18 protein-coding genes and 1 other RNA gene are annotated in these 16,321 nt (G+C 31.8%); 8 read left to right on the top strand and 11 right to left on the bottom strand.

Translation table 11 applies throughout. The annotated features are described in order from the left end of the window. Window positions 1–106: 106 nt before the first annotated feature. Window positions 107–937 (bottom strand): 4,5-DOPA-extradiol-dioxygenase, encoded by an 831-nt coding sequence (gene ygiD, locus NLJ00_RS21740; protein ID WP_256635390.1) that lies wholly within the window; start codon window positions 935–937, stop codon window positions 107–109. A gap of 165 nt (window positions 938–1,102) precedes the next feature. Further along, a complete protein-coding gene (locus NLJ00_RS21745; protein WP_180858851.1) occupies window positions 1,103–2,512 on the bottom strand; it encodes an ATP-dependent DNA helicase in 1,410 nt (469 codons plus the stop codon). A 350-nt stretch (window positions 2,513–2,862) separates the two neighbouring features. On the opposite strand from NLJ00_RS21745, the gene NLJ00_RS21750 reads away from it, so the two are divergent. Next, window positions 2,863–3,684: a DUF3822 family protein gene (locus NLJ00_RS21750; protein ID WP_256635391.1), complete on the top strand. Its 822-nt coding sequence runs from the start codon at window positions 2,863–2,865 to the stop codon at window positions 3,682–3,684. Continuing rightward, the gene (locus NLJ00_RS21755; protein ID WP_053470668.1) at window positions 3,681–4,286 is read left to right on the top strand and encodes an RsmD family RNA methyltransferase; all 606 of its coding nucleotides are present in this window, start codon (window positions 3,681–3,683) and stop codon (window positions 4,284–4,286) included. Before NLJ00_RS21750 ends, NLJ00_RS21755 begins: the two co-directional genes overlap by 4 nt. Window positions 4,287–4,369: 83 nt before the next feature. Here NLJ00_RS21755 and NLJ00_RS21760 read toward each other — a convergent pair whose 3' ends face one another. After that, the gene (locus NLJ00_RS21760) at window positions 4,370–6,487 is read right to left on the bottom strand and encodes an outer membrane beta-barrel family protein (protein ID WP_256635392.1); all 2,118 of its coding nucleotides are present in this window, start codon (window positions 6,485–6,487) and stop codon (window positions 4,370–4,372) included. A gap of 370 nt (window positions 6,488–6,857) precedes the next feature. Here NLJ00_RS21760 and NLJ00_RS21765 point away from each other — a divergent pair, with 370 nt between their 5' ends. The 3 genes from NLJ00_RS21765 (at window position 6,858) to NLJ00_RS21775 (ending at window position 9,199) form a co-directional block, all read left to right on the top strand. Next, entirely contained in the window at window positions 6,858–8,216 is a 1,359-nt protein-coding gene (locus tag NLJ00_RS21765; protein ID WP_256635393.1) for a sensor histidine kinase, read from the top strand. 10 nt (window positions 8,217–8,226) lie between these two features. Then, window positions 8,227–8,913 (top strand): response regulator transcription factor, encoded by a 687-nt coding sequence (locus NLJ00_RS21770; protein WP_256635394.1) that lies wholly within the window; start codon window positions 8,227–8,229, stop codon window positions 8,911–8,913. A gap of 91 nt (window positions 8,914–9,004) precedes the next feature. Next, window positions 9,005–9,199, top strand: coding sequence for a hypothetical protein (locus NLJ00_RS21775; RefSeq protein ID WP_053470664.1), 195 nt, complete (start codon window positions 9,005–9,007; stop codon window positions 9,197–9,199). A 76-nt stretch (window positions 9,200–9,275) separates the two neighbouring features. Here NLJ00_RS21775 and NLJ00_RS21780 read toward each other — a convergent pair whose 3' ends face one another. The 3 genes from NLJ00_RS21780 to rnpB all read right to left on the bottom strand — a co-directional run bounded on the left by NLJ00_RS21780 (window position 9,276) and on the right by rnpB (window position 11,918). After that, entirely contained in the window at window positions 9,276–10,193 is a 918-nt protein-coding gene (locus NLJ00_RS21780) for a ketopantoate reductase family protein (RefSeq protein ID WP_256635395.1), read from the bottom strand. Between the two features lie 116 nt (window positions 10,194–10,309). Beyond that, window positions 10,310–11,560, bottom strand: a complete 1,251-nt coding sequence (locus NLJ00_RS21785) for a cation:dicarboxylate symporter family transporter (RefSeq protein WP_256635396.1) — start codon at window positions 11,558–11,560, stop codon at window positions 10,310–10,312. A 31-nt stretch (window positions 11,561–11,591) separates the two neighbouring features. Continuing rightward, window positions 11,592–11,918, bottom strand: an RNA gene (gene rnpB / locus NLJ00_RS21790) — RNase P RNA component class A. A gap of 113 nt (window positions 11,919–12,031) precedes the next feature. Here rnpB and NLJ00_RS21795 point away from each other — a divergent pair. The 3 genes from NLJ00_RS21795 to NLJ00_RS21805 all read left to right on the top strand — a co-directional run bounded on the left by NLJ00_RS21795 (window position 12,032) and on the right by NLJ00_RS21805 (window position 12,948). After that, window positions 12,032–12,235 (top strand): hypothetical protein, encoded by a 204-nt coding sequence (locus NLJ00_RS21795; RefSeq protein ID WP_256635397.1) that lies wholly within the window; start codon window positions 12,032–12,034, stop codon window positions 12,233–12,235. Further along, complete coding sequence (locus tag NLJ00_RS21800) at window positions 12,207–12,542, top strand: hypothetical protein (RefSeq protein ID WP_256635398.1); 336 nt, start codon at window positions 12,207–12,209, stop codon at window positions 12,540–12,542. The genes NLJ00_RS21795 and NLJ00_RS21800 overlap by 29 nt, the downstream gene beginning before the upstream one ends. A gap of 112 nt (window positions 12,543–12,654) precedes the next feature. Next, on the top strand, window positions 12,655–12,948 hold the full coding sequence (locus NLJ00_RS21805) for an SH3 domain-containing protein (protein ID WP_053470661.1): 294 nt from the start codon (window positions 12,655–12,657) through the stop codon (window positions 12,946–12,948). A 187-nt stretch (window positions 12,949–13,135) separates the two neighbouring features. On the opposite strand, the gene NLJ00_RS21810 is transcribed toward NLJ00_RS21805, so the two are convergent. The 5 genes from NLJ00_RS21810 to NLJ00_RS21830 form a co-directional block, all read right to left on the bottom strand. Next, window positions 13,136–13,507 (bottom strand): LysM peptidoglycan-binding domain-containing protein, encoded by a 372-nt coding sequence (locus NLJ00_RS21810; protein WP_053470660.1) that lies wholly within the window; start codon window positions 13,505–13,507, stop codon window positions 13,136–13,138. A gap of 6 nt (window positions 13,508–13,513) precedes the next feature. Next, on the bottom strand, window positions 13,514–13,993 hold the full coding sequence (locus tag NLJ00_RS21815; protein WP_053470659.1) for a BON domain-containing protein: 480 nt from the start codon (window positions 13,991–13,993) through the stop codon (window positions 13,514–13,516). 101 nt (window positions 13,994–14,094) lie between these two features. Beyond that, window positions 14,095–14,592, bottom strand: coding sequence for a hypothetical protein (locus NLJ00_RS21820; protein ID WP_256635399.1), 498 nt, complete (start codon window positions 14,590–14,592; stop codon window positions 14,095–14,097). Between the two features lie 15 nt (window positions 14,593–14,607). After that, entirely contained in the window at window positions 14,608–15,117 is a 510-nt protein-coding gene (locus tag NLJ00_RS21825; protein ID WP_256635400.1) for a hypothetical protein, read from the bottom strand. Window positions 15,118–15,203: 86 nt separating this feature from the next. Then, entirely contained in the window at window positions 15,204–16,307 is a 1,104-nt protein-coding gene (locus NLJ00_RS21830; protein ID WP_256635401.1) for a DUF4062 domain-containing protein, read from the bottom strand. Window positions 16,308–16,321 lie beyond the last annotated feature (14 nt).

The raw sequence follows: 16,321 nt of genomic DNA on the forward strand, positions 1-16,321 counted from the left end.
CATTATTAATTTATATTTTTATGAATCTCTGTGCAAATCTTAGCGAATCTCTGTGAAAGTTATAACGCAAAGATGCACAAAGGTTTCACAGAGATTCGCAAAATTTTTACATTATTTTCACTGAGGTCATACTCAATGAACCTGCTAAAAGTTTATCATTAAACAAACTCACTTCTTCTGATTTTTCTTTTAAACCCAAAGTATATAGCAAAGGCAGATAATGATCCGGAGTTGGAATTGCAATTTGAACCGCTTTACTCATTTTTTCGTACTCAATTAACGGCTGAAAATTTCCATCTAATAAATAATTATTTACGGTTTCTCTGGCTTCAATTGCCCAATCGTAACCGTAATTATCTTTATCAAAATTCCTGAAATCAACTAAACGAAGATTATGCACAATATTGCCGCTGCCAATAATTAAAACACCTTTATGACGCAGCGATTGTAATTTCTGAGCCAATTCAAAATGATATTGTCCTGATTTTGTATAATCAATACTTAACTGAATTACGGGAACATCTGCATTAGGATATAAATGTTTAATTACGCTCCACGCACCATGATCTAAACCCCAATGTTCATCTAAATCAACCTGAACGGGATCTAATATTTTTTGAGTTTCTAATGCCAGTTCGGGACTTCCTTTTGCGGGATACTGCACATCAAAAAGTGCCTGCGGAAATCCTCCAAAATCATGAATGGTTCTCGGCATTTCCATTGAAGTTACTTTTGTGCCTTTTGTAAACCAATGCGCCGAAATACATAAAATAGCATTGGGCTGTGGTAGTGTTTTTGCCAGATTTCGGAAACCGGCTACAAACTGATTTTCTTCAATTGCATTCATTGGACTACCGTGTCCTAAAAACAAAACCGGCATTTTATCTGTATTCGAAAACGTAGACGAAATCGAATGTAAGTCGTTTAGTGTTGTCATTTTCTAAAGTTTTTTTTCGCCACGACCCGAGCGATAGCGAACAGGCGAAGCAATTTCACGAATTAGCACGAATTATTTTTTGTTGCCACAGATTAAAAGGATTAAAAAGATTTTTAAGTTTGCTTTTAAAATCAGTGAGAATCTTTTTAATCTGTGGCAAAAAAACTATTCTTCAAAACTCTCGTCTTTAAATCCTATCAAATATAATTTATTTTTGGCACGCGTCATTGCTGTGTAAAGCCATCTTATATAATCATGATCGATTCCGTTTGGTAAATACGGCTGTTCTACAAAAACCGTATTCCACTGCCCTCCCTGCGATTTATGACAGGTTATGGCGTACGAGAATTTTACCTGTAAACCATTAAAATATTCGTTTTCTTTTACCTTTTGAAACTTCTTATATTTAGTCGATTCATCTTCATAATCCTTCATTACTTCTTCATACAAACGATTTGATTCTTCGTAGGTTAATGACGGAGATTCACTTTTTATTGTATCTAAAATCAATACCGTTTCAAAAGGTTTTTGATCCGGATAATCGACCATTCTTATTTTTACTCTTGCAAAAGTAAAACCGTATAATTCTTTGATCCCGAACATTTCCAGAACCTCAATAATATCACCGTTGGCAATAAATCCGGCTTCATCGGTTTCTTTCAGCCAGAAATAATTGTTCTTTACAACCATTAAAAAATCGCCTACAGAAAGCTCACTTTCTTTAAACAAAATCCTGGTTCTGATTTGTTCATTGTATTGATTTGCTCTTTTATTGGAACGGACAATAAACGCCGTGTCCTCAATACTATAATTGCTATAAGCCGTATTTATGGCATCCTGAATATCATATCCATCGGTTAACCGAACAATGTCTTTAAACTTTTTTACATTGAATTTAAACTCCGTAATAAAGCTTTCTTTCAAAAGTTCGCGTAATTCGGTTGCATTGAATAAAATCCCCGAACTTTCTTCCTGACGCATTACTTCATCAAGTTCAATATGTTCGATTTCTTTATCATAATGTACGCCCAAAGTATGCGTATCTAAAGCCGGGCTAATATCTAAATTTACCGGAGGAAGCTGCGCTGTATCTCCTAAAAGAATCATTTTGCAATTGGTTCCAGAATACACATAATTAATCAAATCATCCAGAAGCGAACCGCTGTCTAAAGTACTGTCGGAGATCATCGAAGCCTCATCTACTATAAAAATCGTGTTTTTATGTTTGTTAACTTGTCTGGTAAAAGCCACTCCTCCACCCGATGACTTTTTAGGGAAATAGATTTTTTTGTGAATCGTAAAAGCAGATGTATTGGAATAATTCGCTATTACTTTTGCCGCACGTCCGGTTGGTGCGAGCAGAACAAACTTTTTATTAATATCGCCAAGATTGTTTACGATTGTCGAAATCACCGTTGTTTTTCCGGTTCCGGCATATCCTTTTAGTACAAAAATGGTGTTGTTTGCTGGTTCGGTCAAAAAAATGGCGATTTTTTGAAAAAAAATATCCTGTTTATAAGTGGGTGCAAAAGGAAATCTTTTTTGCAAAACGCCGTAAAACGATGCTGAATTCATAAGGTAAATTTGAAACACAAAGTTCGTTCTTTTTAATGGCAATGGCAATTTTAAACCATATAAGTGATATAAGTAAATTTAAGTTTTAGGCTTTGCGCTTAATTCCACGAACTTATAATTGCTTACATGATCTAAAAAAATCAAAACAAACATCCAGTAAGCTTAAATTTACTTATATCACTTATATGGTTTAGAAAAAGAAAAAAATAACGCAACGATAATGCTCTGCTAACCTTCTTGTAATATTGTTTTTTAAAATTGCAATTATATTAGTTGCTTTTAAATTTGTAAGTTTGTGGTCACCTAAATTCTTTATTGAAACAAAACAGGTAACGAATTGTAAATCAATTATGTCAATACACAATACTAATATTACATCAAAAAATTACAAAAAACTTTCGATTCAGGTTTCGCTGAACGGATTCTCTTTTTGTTGTTTTGATACCTTAAATAATACGATTACTGCTTTTAATGAAGTTCAGTTTGATGCTGCTCAAAAACAGAATAAAATTGAAGATTTATACGCTTCAGCTTTTAAAAATTATTCTGAATTAAAAGAAACTTACGACGACATTTTAGTCATTCACAATAATAATCTTTCGACTTTTGTACCAACGCCATTATTTGATGAAGATTATTTAGGAAGTTACCTGCAGTATACTACAAAAGTGTTTGAAACTGACTTTTTTACTTTCGATCAAATCACCAATTACGACATGCATTCGGTTTACATTCCGTATATCAATATCAATAATTTTTTAATTGATAACGTTGGTTCTTTCGATTACAAACATGTTAACAGTATTTTGGTCGAAAAAATTTTGGAAGGCTCAAAAAACAATGACGAGAAAAAAATGGTGGTTAATTTCAATCCGGAGCATTTTGAAATTATCGTGGTACAAAATCAAAAGCTATTGTTATTCAACTCTTTTGAATATCAAACTCCTGAGGATTTTATTTATTACATCCTTTTTACAGCCGAGCAATTAAATTTAAATCCTGAGATTTTTCAATTGGAACTGCTTGGAACAATACACCAAAACGATCCGTTTTACGACATCGCTTACAAATACATCCGTAATATTTCTTTTCTTGACGTTAGCGCTTTAAAGGAAAAAAACAACTACACAACAGCTCAGAATCAAAAACATTATATCTTATTTCAATCATGAGAATCATTTCAGGAAAATACAAAGGGCGTAGGATATTCCCTCCAAAAAACCTTCCTGTAAGACCTACGACTGATATGAGTAAAGAAGCATTGTTTAATGTTTTGAATAATCATTTTAGTTTTGACGGCTTAAAGGTTTTAGATTTATTTTCGGGAACCGGCAATATCAGTTATGAATTCGCTTCACGCGGAAGCGCACCCATTACCTCAATCGACGGTGATTTTGGATGCGTTAAATTCATCAAACAAGTTTCATCAGAATACGATTTTGACATTGCAGCTACTAAAAGCGACGTTTACAAGTTTCTGGAAAACTGCAAAACTTCGTATGATATAATTTTTGCCGATCCGCCTTACGGATTAGATCAGGCTGCGTTTGAGAAAATTGTTCTTACTGTTTTTGAAAAAGAATTACTTTCTGAAGATGGAATGATGATTATCGAACATTCAAAATATACCAAAATGGATCATTTAAGTAATTTTTCATTCCAGAAAAGTTACGGCGGCTCATTTTTTAGTTTCTTCGAATTGAATTCTACAGATGATGATGAAGAACTTCCGGGAGAATCTCCTTTAAAAATTGTTGAAGAAGACGAAGGATAATCTATATCAATTTACAAATTTTTAAAATCCCAAATTCCAAGCTTCAATTGGAATTTGGGATTTTCATTTTGGATTTTTTCATTTTATCTAATCCTGTTTTCGTTTTCATTCACATTCTTTTCCTTAAATTCGGTTTCTTTCACTTTCCCAAAAGAATATTTAACCGAGATCGAAATTTCATGAGCATCAACTATATATCTAGCTCTTGAACTGGTATCATTAATTGTAAATTCTTCTGTTTCAATTACATTTTTAAATACATTATTCCAGCTCAAAGTACAGTTCCATTTTTTTAAGAATGTTTTAGAAAGCGCCATATTAACCACAAATCTGGGATTTGTTTCAAAAACACCTTTCTTCTGTTCCGTTAATCCCCAAAAACTTAAAACGAAAGTATATTCTTTTGGAAGCTTAAATTCGTTGTTGGAGTAATAATACAAATACGGTTTTGAGTCTAAAAATTCAGCCGATGGATCTTCTATTTTTTCGAGAATAAAAACCAACGAATTAGTTGTTGTCCAAAATTTATACGTAAAAGGCAATTCAAAATCAAGGCTTAAACCTGCTTCTTTATCAAAATTTATATCTTTAAAAGTCATTATATTTTGACTTTTATCATAGAGAAAACTATTATAAACCGGATTTTTATTTTGCCAATAACTCACTTTAACCGATTTGTTATTGTATTGAAAAGTCGACGAAATTTCATTATTAAATGTTGGCCCCAAATTGATATTACTCGCATATATAAAATACGGATTTATATAAGTCGCAATATTACTTAACGAAGAATAATTGGGACGTGAAATACTTTTGGTATAATTCAAACTAATATTTTTAGTGCTGTCTATTGCCATAGAAAACAGCACTTTCGGGAAAAGATTCGTGTAATTTTTATCAATCAAAGCCGAAGCATCTGTTTTATATTTTCCTATTACATTTGTATTCTCAACCCTAAGTCCGGCAGAAAAACTGATCTTTTTAATTTTTCCGGAAAGCTGTGTATAAGCCGCTGAATTCTCTTCTTTAAAATCATAATCTAAAGCTGTGTTTTTATTTTCTTCGAAGTCCAAAATAGTGGTATTTGATTTGGATTTTGCTGCAGAATAAAGTCCGCCATATTCCAGATTCATTTCGTTTTTAAACTTTTTTTCGAAATCAATTCTTCCCGAATAAACATCAACATTAAACTTTTGATTTCGGTTTTGAGACAAAGCAAATTCAGTGTCGTTATAATTATTTTCGACCACAGTTGCTAAATTCTGCTGAAAATTTGAATATTGAAAACCTGCAAAAAGCTGTGTATTAATTGCTTTAATCTTTTTTGAATAATTCAGAAATGAGTTTACAAAATTCTTTTTACTCGAATTATCGCTCGAGGTTAAAACGTTGTTTTCTACATTTTGATTTTTATTGTATGTAAAAGTATTAATGGGAAAAGTGTCTGTTCGAAGTCTGGAACTAATATTAAACGAAAAATAATCGTCGTCATTTATTTTATAAAATAAGCCGCCGCCAAAAATATATTGCTTTCGTTTTGTTTCGGCCATAACATCATATTTCGAAGCAATATCAGCATTTTGAATTTGATAATCAATACTATGACTTTCCCACGGATTGAGTCGGTTATAATTAAAATTAGCTTTCCATTCGAATTTGTTTTTCTTGAAACTTGTATTCAACCCGAGGTAATTGTTGTAGTTTTTCTTGAAAGAAGCAACTTCAGAAATTTCAGTTCTAAAACTGTCTTTTTTGCTGAATTTTCGGGTAATCAAAATTACCGAACGCCCTTCGGCTTCATATTTTGCAGATGGATTCTGGATGATTTCTATCGTTTTAATATCGGCGGGAGCCAAAGCATTTAAATCGTTTATTCCCACTTTTTGATTATCGATATAAATAAGCGGATTTCCTTTACCAACAACAGTAATATTTTCTTTGTCTGAACTAACCTGAACGGTTGGCAGTTTTGCCAATAAGTCAACAGTATTTGGAATTGCATTATAAACAGAATTAGCAACATCAACTTTAATGTTTCCGTTTGTATTGGTAAATGTTTTTTTATTTTGAGTGATAACAACTTCTTTTAATTGTTCATTTGAAATCGAATCTTTTGGCGTTTCATTTTGGGCCTTTACAGTAAATGAAAGACCAAAAAGTAAAAGCGCAAGAAGAAGTTTTAAGGGCAGATAAAGATTCATTTTTAAAAGTTTTTTGATTTTGTGATGATGCAAAAATGCTTCTAAAAAAGCGCTGCGTAGGTTAATTGAAGGTTAATGCGGAGTTAATGTCATTTTTGATTCATAAAAGCATTATTTTTGGGTGGAGAAAATTGACCGCGGATTTTACGGATTAAACGGGTTTACGCTGGTTTATTTTTTAAGATTTAGTTTAAATATAATCTGTGCAAACCTGTTTAATCCGTGTTATTAGTGTGCTATAATTTCTCCCGCAGATTTTACAGATTAAGCAGATAATTTTTAATTTGCTTAATCCGCAAAATCTGCGAGAAAAACAAAATAAAATCTGTGCAAACCAGTTTAATCCGTGTCATCCGCGGGCCAAAAAAAAATGAAACAAAGAATCAATTTATTAATAGCATTTTCGGTTGTGGCGTTGATCGTTTTGTCGACTGTGCAATGCTATTTGGTAAAAACCACTTACGATTATAAAGTGGCGCAGTTTCATACGCAGATTAAAAATGAAATTGCCCAAATTTCTAATAATTACAGCGATATTGATTCGGTTTTAGTTTCCAGAAAAGAAGCACTTTATACTCAATTATCCGAGAAATACATTCAGGGAAAAAATTCCAAAATCGACATTAAAAAAGGGATTTTAGAAAATGAATACCGAAGTGCATTAACGGCACAAATTCAGCGAAAATTCGAAAGAGATTTACCTAATTTCAAAATTGATTTTGCGATTGTTCTCAACAAATTCATTTTGTACAAAAACACCAAAAAAGCCGACACAATTTTCTCTGAAAAGCCTTTTATTCGAAACAAATTATACGGAAATCTGGCGTCGTTAAATCATGCTTTTTTAGTCCGCAATTATGTTGGAACTACAAACGGAACTTTTGAAAATCAGGAATATCAATTACTGACGGAAGATTCGATGTATGTTTCGGTTATCGATTGGGAAATGATTATTTTAAGACGAATGGCTTTTATTCTGGTTTTGTCTTTATTCTCGATTCTCACGCTTATAACGCTTTTTGTAATTGCGCTTAAAGCTTTAATAAAACAGAAAAAAGTAAGCGATGTAAAAACCGATTTTATCAATAATATTACGCACGAACTTAAAACGCCTTTAGCAACTTTAGGGATTTCGACCAAAATTCTGGAGCAGAAAAACATTCGTGAAAACGACGAAAATTTCAATGCAATTGTCAATACGATTTCTCGCCAAAACAATCGTCTTCAAAGTTTGATTGATCAAGTTATGGCAAATTCATTGGCAGAAAACGAAATTGAACTTCAAAAGGAAAAAATCGAAACAGAAGAATTCCTGCTTTCTATTGTAAATGATTTTAAAATTACTTTCCCAAAAATCAATCTTAAAACCGATTTTCAAACTCAAAAAACGAATTTGATTCTGGATAAATTTCATCTGACAACGGCTCTTTTAAATGTTTTGGAAAATGCTGTAAAATATGGTTCAAACACAATTATTGTAAAAACGAAACAAATTGAAAATCAATTTTCGATTAGTATTGAAGATAACGGAATTGGAATTGCAAAAAACAAACAATCACTTCTTTTTGAGAAATTTTATCGTGTTGAACAAGGAAATCTTCACAACACAAAAGGTTTAGGTTTAGGATTGTATTATGTTGCCCAAATCGTAAAAGCGCATCAGGGTTCTGTTAACGTGATTAGTGATTTAGGAAAAGGAACTCAGTTTACTATTTTATTAAAAGTTTAATTACCCTATTTTGAAAAAATTACTTTTAGCTGAAGACGATCACGATTTTGCAGCAATTTTAAAACAATATTTAGAACTTCATCAATTTGAAGTAATCTGGGCAGAAAATGGCGAAATAGCTTTGGATTATTTTAAAAACCAGACTTTTGATATTTGTGTTTTTGATGTAATGATGCCCAAACTAGACGGTTTTTCACTGGCCGAAAAAATAATTACAATCAATCCCGAAATTCCATTCATTTTTTTAACGGCAAGAAAGTTAAAAGAAGACAAAATCATTGGATTAAAACTTGGTGCAGACGATTATATCGTGAAACCTTTTGAAGTCGATGAACTGGTATTGCGCTTGCAGAATATATTAAAGAGAATCGAACAAAAGAGAAGTTTGGACGGAAATAATAGTATTGAAATTGGTTCATATGTTTTTGACAACGAACGTTTAACGCTCAATAATAAAAATCACGTGCAGCAGCTCACAGAGAAAGAAGCCGCTCTTATTGAATATTTATATCTCAACCATAATCAGTTATTAAAGAGAGATGAAATTTTAATGTCTGTTTGGAAAAAAGATGATTATTTCTCTGGCCGAAGCATGGATGTTTTTATCAGCAGGCTTAGAAAATATTTTAATTCAGATCCAAACATAAGGATCGAAAGTGTTCGAAATATTGGTTTAGAGTTTAAGATTCAAAAGTAATCCTGCAAATCATATAAGTTTCTTAAACAATTGTATAACAACAATTAATAGTTATAATAATACATTTGTTAGGAACTTAAAATCTAAAATCATGAACCTAAAAAGATTTTTCGGAGGGTTGTTGACAATCCTCGGAATTGTAGGACTTATTTATACTGCCGTTATTTTTGCAGGTACTTCTGGAGAAACCAGAGATGTTAAATCATTAATTATTTATGGCATATTAGGAATTGTTTTCTTTATGTCAGGAATTAGTTTAGTTCGTACTACAAAGGACGAAGCGTAATATTTTTTTTAAACACATAGAAACATCGTTCTCTTTAGTTTTAATTAAACTTTATTTCTATGTGTTTAAAAGAAATCTATTTTACCAAAACAGCGGCAATCTTTTCATAAAGCGGCGTTTTTACACCGTATTTTTTTCCTTCATTTACCACAAATTGTGTGAGTGACAGTGCTTCGGTATTTTTTCCTGCCAGTAAATCCCTGTGCATAGACGAAGTCGCTTCTTTTGGCGATTTTTCTAATTTCTGAATGCTCTGTGCTACAATATCATGCGGTAATTTTAAACCTTTTGCCTGCGCCACATCTTCAATTTCATGAAGCAGTTCTATGTATGTTACTTTGGATTCTGAATTACTTAAAATTTCACCAATATTTTGGTTTAAATAAGAAGTCGCAGACGCTAAAGCTGAAATAAAAATGAATTTTTCCCAAACGGTTTCCTCTATATTCTCTACTAAATAACTTTCGATTTTTGCTTTTTGAAGGATGTTTTGCAATTCTTCCATTTTTAAAAACGAAGCTGTTTTAGATCCAAAAAACAGCTTTTCATAAAATCCGATTCTACGTATAGTTCCCGGTGAAAAAATCATCGAAACAATGTAAACGCAACCTTGTAAAACCTCATTATCGGGTAGTATTTTTTTAATTCTTTCCTGCGCGTCAACGCCATTGTATAACGGAAGAATTATAGTTTCTTTTTTAATGCAGCTTTTTAACGAGGTGAAACTTTCTTCAATATCATACGTTTTTGTTGCACAGATTAAATAATCCAAAACACCAATTTCTGACGGATCATTCGAAACTAAATTCGGGCGAACAATCATTTCAGAATCATCAGTTACAATCTTTAATCCGTTTTCGGCAATCGCTTTTTGAGTTTCGCCGCGTGCGATAAAAATGATTTCAACATCATCAGATTTTTGATAGGCTTTCGCCAAAAGTCCGCCGAAATAACCTCCAACGCCTCCAAGTCCTAAAATTCCAATTCTTTTCATAATAAATCAATTTAATGCTACAAATTAATGCCACAAAGGCGCTAAGTCACAAAGTTATTTTAAGCCAAAAAGAAAAACAAAAACTTAGTGCCTTTGTGTCTTAGCGACTAAACAAATTATTCCTCCAAAACAGGATTCAAATCAAGTTCTGTAAAATCGTGTTCTGTTTTCGAAATTATAATCGTTGCGACTGTATTTCCAATCAAGTTTGTAATAGCTCTCGCTTCGCTCATAAATTTATCAACTCCTAATAAAAAAGCCAAACCTTCTACAGGAATTTTATGCAGTGCTGTTAAAGTTGACGCTAAAACAATAAATCCGCTTCCGGTTACGCCTGCTGCACCTTTTGACGTAATCATCAAAATACCAATAACGGTAAGAATTTCGAAGAAACTCAAATGCACATCGTACAACTGCGCCAAAAATATTACCGACATCGACAAGTAAATCGAAGTTCCGTCGAGATTAAAGGAATATCCTGTTGGAATCACCAATCCCACAACCGATTTACTGCAGCCCATTCTTTCGAGTTTAACCATAATACTTGGCAGAGCAGCTTCTGAAGAGGAAGTTCCTAAAACCAGTAAAAGTTCTTCTTTAATATATTTTAAAATCGAAAGTATACTAATTTTATAATAGCGCAGAATGGTTCCTAAAATTAGGAAAACAAACAATGCCATTGTGAGATAAACACAAAGCATTAATTTTCCCAGCGGAATCAAAGTTTCTAATCCAAATTTTCCAATTGTATAGGCCATTCCGCCAAAAGCACCAATTGGAGCGAGGTACATTACGTATTTTAAACCGAGGAAAACGACTTTTGAAATTCGTTCTAATACTAAAATGGTCTGCTCTCTTTTTTGATAAAAATTCAACGCAATTCCGCAGACAATTGCTGCCAGTAAAACCTGCAAAGTAAAATTGGAAAAGAAGAACTGAAGCCACGAAAAATCTTTTGCGCTTCCGTTGGTATACTGACTTGCATCGCCAAGAGTCAATCCCGATTTATCTATTTTTCCTGGTTGAAATAAATAAGCAACTGCAACGCCAATTGCTAATGCAACAGTCGAAACTACTTCAAAATACCCTAAAGCTTTTACGCCAATTCGGCCGACTTTTTTTAGGTTTCCCATTCCGGAAATTCCTAAAACAATCGTCAAAAAGATAATTGGACCAATAAATAGTTTGATAATGTCGACAAATCTTTCGCCTACAATTTTCATTTTCACACCATTATCCGGTGAAAAATGTCCGAGTAAAACGCCTGCAATAATGGCTATTAAAACCCAAAATGTAAGATTGGTAATTATAGTTTTAAAAAGGCTTTTGTTTGCTTTTGAAGCAGGATTTGGAGTGGTTATATTCATGAAGATAGATTAGAGTCTTTCACAAATATATAAAAAAAGCAGACCTATAAGCCGGATTCTGTCCCTGATAAATCAAGGCCTTATCATTTATCTAGATTCCGCATTACTGCGGAACTCAAGCTACCTACCCTTCAACAACGGACGAGAAGCCCTTAAATGCTGATATACTTGGTATTTCACCGCATAGAGTTTACCTGGTTTCACTACAGCATTACCTGTACATACTTTCTGCTGCACTTGTCCTAATCCTCTCGTTCCAAAAAACGAGAGAACCGACGGGCGTTACCCGCTATGCTTCTCTGTGGTGTCCGGACTTTCCTCCCTCCCTAATTGGAACGGCGATAAGGCGGTCTGCGCTGCAAAAGTAACACTTTATGAATGAAGAATTCGAAAATTATAGTATTTTAGTTTTTTGAAAAAGTTACTTATACTTACTTTCAAAAACTTAACCTTTTAAAACCTCTACCCAAGTTGAAAAAATTTTTATCCACCATTTTAATAATTTTAGGTCTGCTTTTTATATCCCGACATGTTTATAAATTTTATCATGAAAACTATTTACTAGATACTGAAGCTGTTGTAAATATCTATCCAAATATTCCAGATGAAAAAGTTGATGATTTTTTTGGTTTAACAAAAGGAACGTTTGATAGCAAAAAGCACAGGATTCTTTAGTTTTGTAAAATCTGATGGATATTCACTCAATTATTATTTGAATTTACCTGTTTACGATTATAACAGTCTGAAAACTTTAGATTGCGAGGAATACTATTCGAGAGAAAAACATTCACGTTTTTCAAGAAAAGAAATTGTCGATAACGGTATGGTGTATGTAAGATTAACAAGTGACTTGCATAATTTTAATGTAGGCGAAAGTTCGAAATCAATTATTGCAGTAAGAGCTGTGCCTATCAGTTTTACATTTGGTAAAATAAACAGCATAATTATTAATAGCGAGAGAGCTATTCGATATTGCAATTAATACATTTTTTTGAGCGCATTGATTTACTAAAATCATTTTCATTCTTTTTTCGTAAAATTTTAATTTTAAAATAGTTATCTTTAAAATTCCGTAATTTTAAATTAAGTCTATTATGAAAAGAATGTATCACTACGCAACTGTTTCAAAGGCTTTAGATCAATTGAATGAGAAAGGATTTACTTGTGATTTTAATCGAAATGCAGACGCGATTAAAAAGAATCCTGAGAAATTTGAAATTGTTCATGTGTATCGATACGAAGGGGAATCTGACCCTGGCGATGAGGCAGTTGTATACGGAATTAAGTCCGTTAACGGTAAAAAGGGCGTTTATGTAGCAGGTTTTTCCGCCGATTCAGATCAGGAAACTGCCAAATTTTTATTTGATTTAAGTATTAGGGGAAGGTAATTATGATTACATCCAGTTTTGTCATTTCGACGAAGATTGAAGATCAACTGTACGGAATTTCTAGTGCGATTCTCCTTTCGTCGAAATGACATAAAATGTGGAAAATTTCTTCCTGAAATTGATTCGTTCCCCGCAATAACTAACAAAAAAGCCCATCAATTAAGACAGGCTTTTCAAAACAGTAAAATTATACTGTTGGTATTTTTAATTTCCAGCCGGGCTGAATTAAGTCGGGGTTTGTAATTATATCTTTATTGGCTTCATAGATATCCTGCCATGAAACTCCGTAAGCTTTTCCAATCTTCGAAAGAGAATCTCCTACTTCAACCGTATATTCTCTTGAAACACTTTCTTCGACTTCAATATTCATCACCACATCTGCTGATCTATAATCCGGATCAATTTTATTATAAGCGTTCCAAAGTTTTTCTTTGTCTGCTGCAGATTTTGCTGTTCCGTCAATATATAAAACATTATCCTGTTCTCTAACTTGCAAATTATCTATTTGTAATTCGCTTGCTAGATCAGTTACTTCTCTGTATTTATCTTGTAAACTCATAACTGCTTATTTAATAGTTAATTTGTTATCAACTTTTTTAGGCTTTAATTCCTGGACTCTTTGAATTAAAGATTGTAGCTGATCTCTTTTGATTTCTCCCGAAAGCGTTACTACCCCGCCAACGACAGTAGCACTTACTCCATCATAAGCTTTAACTACTTTAGCAACTGAGGCATCTAAATCTGCATCTGAATTAATTATAACCGCTGCCGCAGCAGGCTCTACATTTGGTTCAGGAATCTGGCAATTGTTTACTACTGTTTTTACTCCTTGAACTGATTTAACAGATTTCTCAATATTTTTCTTGAAAGCTTCATCATCACAAGTCCCAACTATAGTAGCAACACCTTCGTGCACTGTGACATGTATTCCTGGTGTATCGCTTAATTTTTCATTGATTTGTTTTTCGATATCTGCATCTTTTGGAGTACAAGCGAATAAAGAAAATGCAAATCCCATTCCCAATAAAATTGACTGAATTTTCATAACACTACATTTTAATAATTAACTATTTAAAATTAAACAGATTAACTACCAAAACATTATAGGATGTTCTTGTAGATTTTATATCTTTTCCAGTAAAGTAATTAATTTATCTTTTTAAGAGTTTTTAAATAATCTAAAAAAAGACCTGAAATTTTACTGGACCCTGTCTGGTAAACATCCACAAGATATATTTCATTTTCCAGCATTCCGTTTTGAATTCCTTTCTTAGAAGCCTGAATATCTCCTTTTCTGACGATCAAAATTTTATAATAATGATCATTATCTTTTAAGGTCAATTCATTAAAATCAGATATTTTAGGGTCATTGTAAATATTTTGCTGTCCAATGTCGGCTCCTAAATAACCTTGAAATTTTCCGAAATTATAAAACGGATTATTGTTATCGAAGTTTCGATAGGTTTTTCTGCTTCCTTTTTCTAAAATAAATTCTTTGACTTTTTCAAAATCTTCTATTGAGAATTGACTTGTAATTTTCAAGAAATTAGTTTGATTGGAAGTCATCGTTTGGGATATTGATTTTACAAAACTGAATAATATCATCAGAAGAATAATTGGTTTTGAAATACTAAAAGATTTCATAGGTTAATTTTGAAATTATATAATTACAGTTTCAACTCCAACTGAAATTTTACTGTTTTTTAAAATCAAAATCAATTCTTCAACTTGAGCCATTGGCATTTTTACAGCGGTTTCAATTTCTGCGTTTTCACAAGTTATAACTAAAACAGCTTCATTATCTTCTTCATAACCAACGGACTTAAATGAATATTGAGGAAGAATTAATTCTATTTCTTTTTTAGCATCTTTAAACCAGCCGTAATTGGCTTCATAAATAATTTTATTGGGTAAAAAATCTATAATTTCTTCTCCGTATGTATTCCATAATGAAACTCGCAAAAGATAAAATCCTATAAGTCCAAATACACCAATTCCAATGAAATAACCTATATGTAATCCGCTTCCGCTGGCAATACTTAAAATAACTCCTAATACGGGAACGACAAAAAACAAAAAAGCCAAAAAAAACATAATTAGCCGAATTATAAAAGGCGATTTTTTTACTTTTAAGTTTAGAGTATTAAATTCTAGAGTGTATTGTTTCATATAGGTTTACTCGAATCTTAAGAGATTAATTTTATTTATATTCACTAACCAAAATGTGTCGTTATTAAATCGATTAACTGGGTTATTTAAAAAGGTAAGCCGGTAATTAACAATTCGAGCTCATAAGATAATTTCGAATCAAGAAAGTTTTGAAGCTCTGGATTATTTAATATAATAGGGTAGATTTTTTTTCTATAACTGTCACATATTTTAAAATAGTTTAAGTATTCTATTTGAAGACGACTGTCCACTGTAAGTATTTCTTTTTTAAACTTTTCTTCAATCTCTGTTCTCTTTATTTGTTTTTTGAAATAATCACTCTCTCTTTCTATTGAAGAAATTGTTTCAAAATTTAATATTACATCCTTAAATATCTCATATACCTTTAAAGTTTTTTCTGAGCTAATATCTAAATCACTTTTAGCACCAATATTATCAATTACTTGATCAACAAAAAACTCTATTAAAATTTTATTTTGCTCAAAGATAACTTTTGCGAAAGAAGAATCATCCTGAATTACGTTTTTACCTACAGCAAGTAACATTTCATTCATTCTTTTAGAAATACTTTTCAATTCTGAAACAGAATCAAGTAAAGTTTCTTCTTCTTTATTATCTTGCAATTTTTCTAAATATAAATAAAGCATCCCAGCAATTTGATTACCTAAATAATTTTCAATATCTTCAATTTTTTCAAATGTCTTAATAGCATTACCTTTGATTATATTTATAAATTTAAAAACATTTATATCATCTACATGAGCAAAAGCAAAGGATTCTAATTCTTTATTTTCTTTATCAAAAAGATTTTTATTTTTATTGTAAGTATGATATTCCGCATAAACATTTTTTTCAATAAAAATAAAAATGGGGATATTTAGTTTAGCAGCTGTTTCAAATTCTTTTCTAGTGATAGAGATGTAGTCATTGTTATAAAAATCTTTCTTTTCCTTGATATTTTCTCCTGAAATTATTGATCCATATCTTCCACCAACAATTAGAATCATCATGTGACAAAGTTTTACTTCATTATAACAAGAAATATCTAATGGCTTATTATGCTCAAATGTTACTGTATCACTTTCAAATAAAACAGGATCAAAATAATAATTTTCAATAAATCTTTCAAGTCTTTCTCTAACATGTTTTAAATCAAAATAAGTAGAACTCACAAACACTCTTGGCTTCATATAATAATTTTTAA

Origin of the sequence: Flavobacterium panici (assembly GCF_024499525.1) — a bacterium.
GTDB classification, from domain to species: Bacteria; Bacteroidota; Bacteroidia; order Flavobacteriales; family Flavobacteriaceae; genus Flavobacterium; species Flavobacterium panici.

Coding starts and splice junctions, on each gene's coding strand:
- NLJ00_RS21825 (WP_256635400.1), bottom strand. CDS start 15,117: ATGAAACAATACACTCTAGAATTTAATACTCTAAACTTAAAAGTAAAA.
- NLJ00_RS21755 (WP_053470668.1), top strand. CDS start 3,681: ATGAGAATCATTTCAGGAAAATACAAAGGGCGTAGGATATTCCCTCCA.
- NLJ00_RS21775 (WP_053470664.1), top strand. CDS start 9,005: ATGAACCTAAAAAGATTTTTCGGAGGGTTGTTGACAATCCTCGGAATT.
- NLJ00_RS21815 (WP_053470659.1), bottom strand. CDS start 13,993: ATGAAAATTCAGTCAATTTTATTGGGAATGGGATTTGCATTTTCTTTA.
- NLJ00_RS21830 (WP_256635401.1), bottom strand. CDS start 16,307: ATGAAGCCAAGAGTGTTTGTGAGTTCTACTTATTTTGATTTAAAACAT.
- NLJ00_RS21785 (WP_256635396.1), bottom strand. CDS start 11,560: ATGAATATAACCACTCCAAATCCTGCTTCAAAAGCAAACAAAAGCCTT.
- ygiD (WP_256635390.1), bottom strand. CDS start 937: ATGACAACACTAAACGACTTACATTCGATTTCGTCTACGTTTTCGAAT.
- NLJ00_RS21745 (WP_180858851.1), bottom strand. CDS start 2,512: ATGAATTCAGCATCGTTTTACGGCGTTTTGCAAAAAAGATTTCCTTTT.
- NLJ00_RS21765 (WP_256635393.1), top strand. CDS start 6,858: ATGAAACAAAGAATCAATTTATTAATAGCATTTTCGGTTGTGGCGTTG.
- NLJ00_RS21750 (WP_256635391.1), top strand. CDS start 2,863: ATGTCAATACACAATACTAATATTACATCAAAAAATTACAAAAAACTT.
- NLJ00_RS21820 (WP_256635399.1), bottom strand. CDS start 14,592: ATGAAATCTTTTAGTATTTCAAAACCAATTATTCTTCTGATGATATTA.
- NLJ00_RS21760 (WP_256635392.1), bottom strand. CDS start 6,487: ATGAATCTTTATCTGCCCTTAAAACTTCTTCTTGCGCTTTTACTTTTT.
- NLJ00_RS21780 (WP_256635395.1), bottom strand. CDS start 10,193: ATGAAAAGAATTGGAATTTTAGGACTTGGAGGCGTTGGAGGTTATTTC.
- NLJ00_RS21805 (WP_053470661.1), top strand. CDS start 12,655: ATGAAAAGAATGTATCACTACGCAACTGTTTCAAAGGCTTTAGATCAA.
- NLJ00_RS21810 (WP_053470660.1), bottom strand. CDS start 13,507: ATGAGTTTACAAGATAAATACAGAGAAGTAACTGATCTAGCAAGCGAA.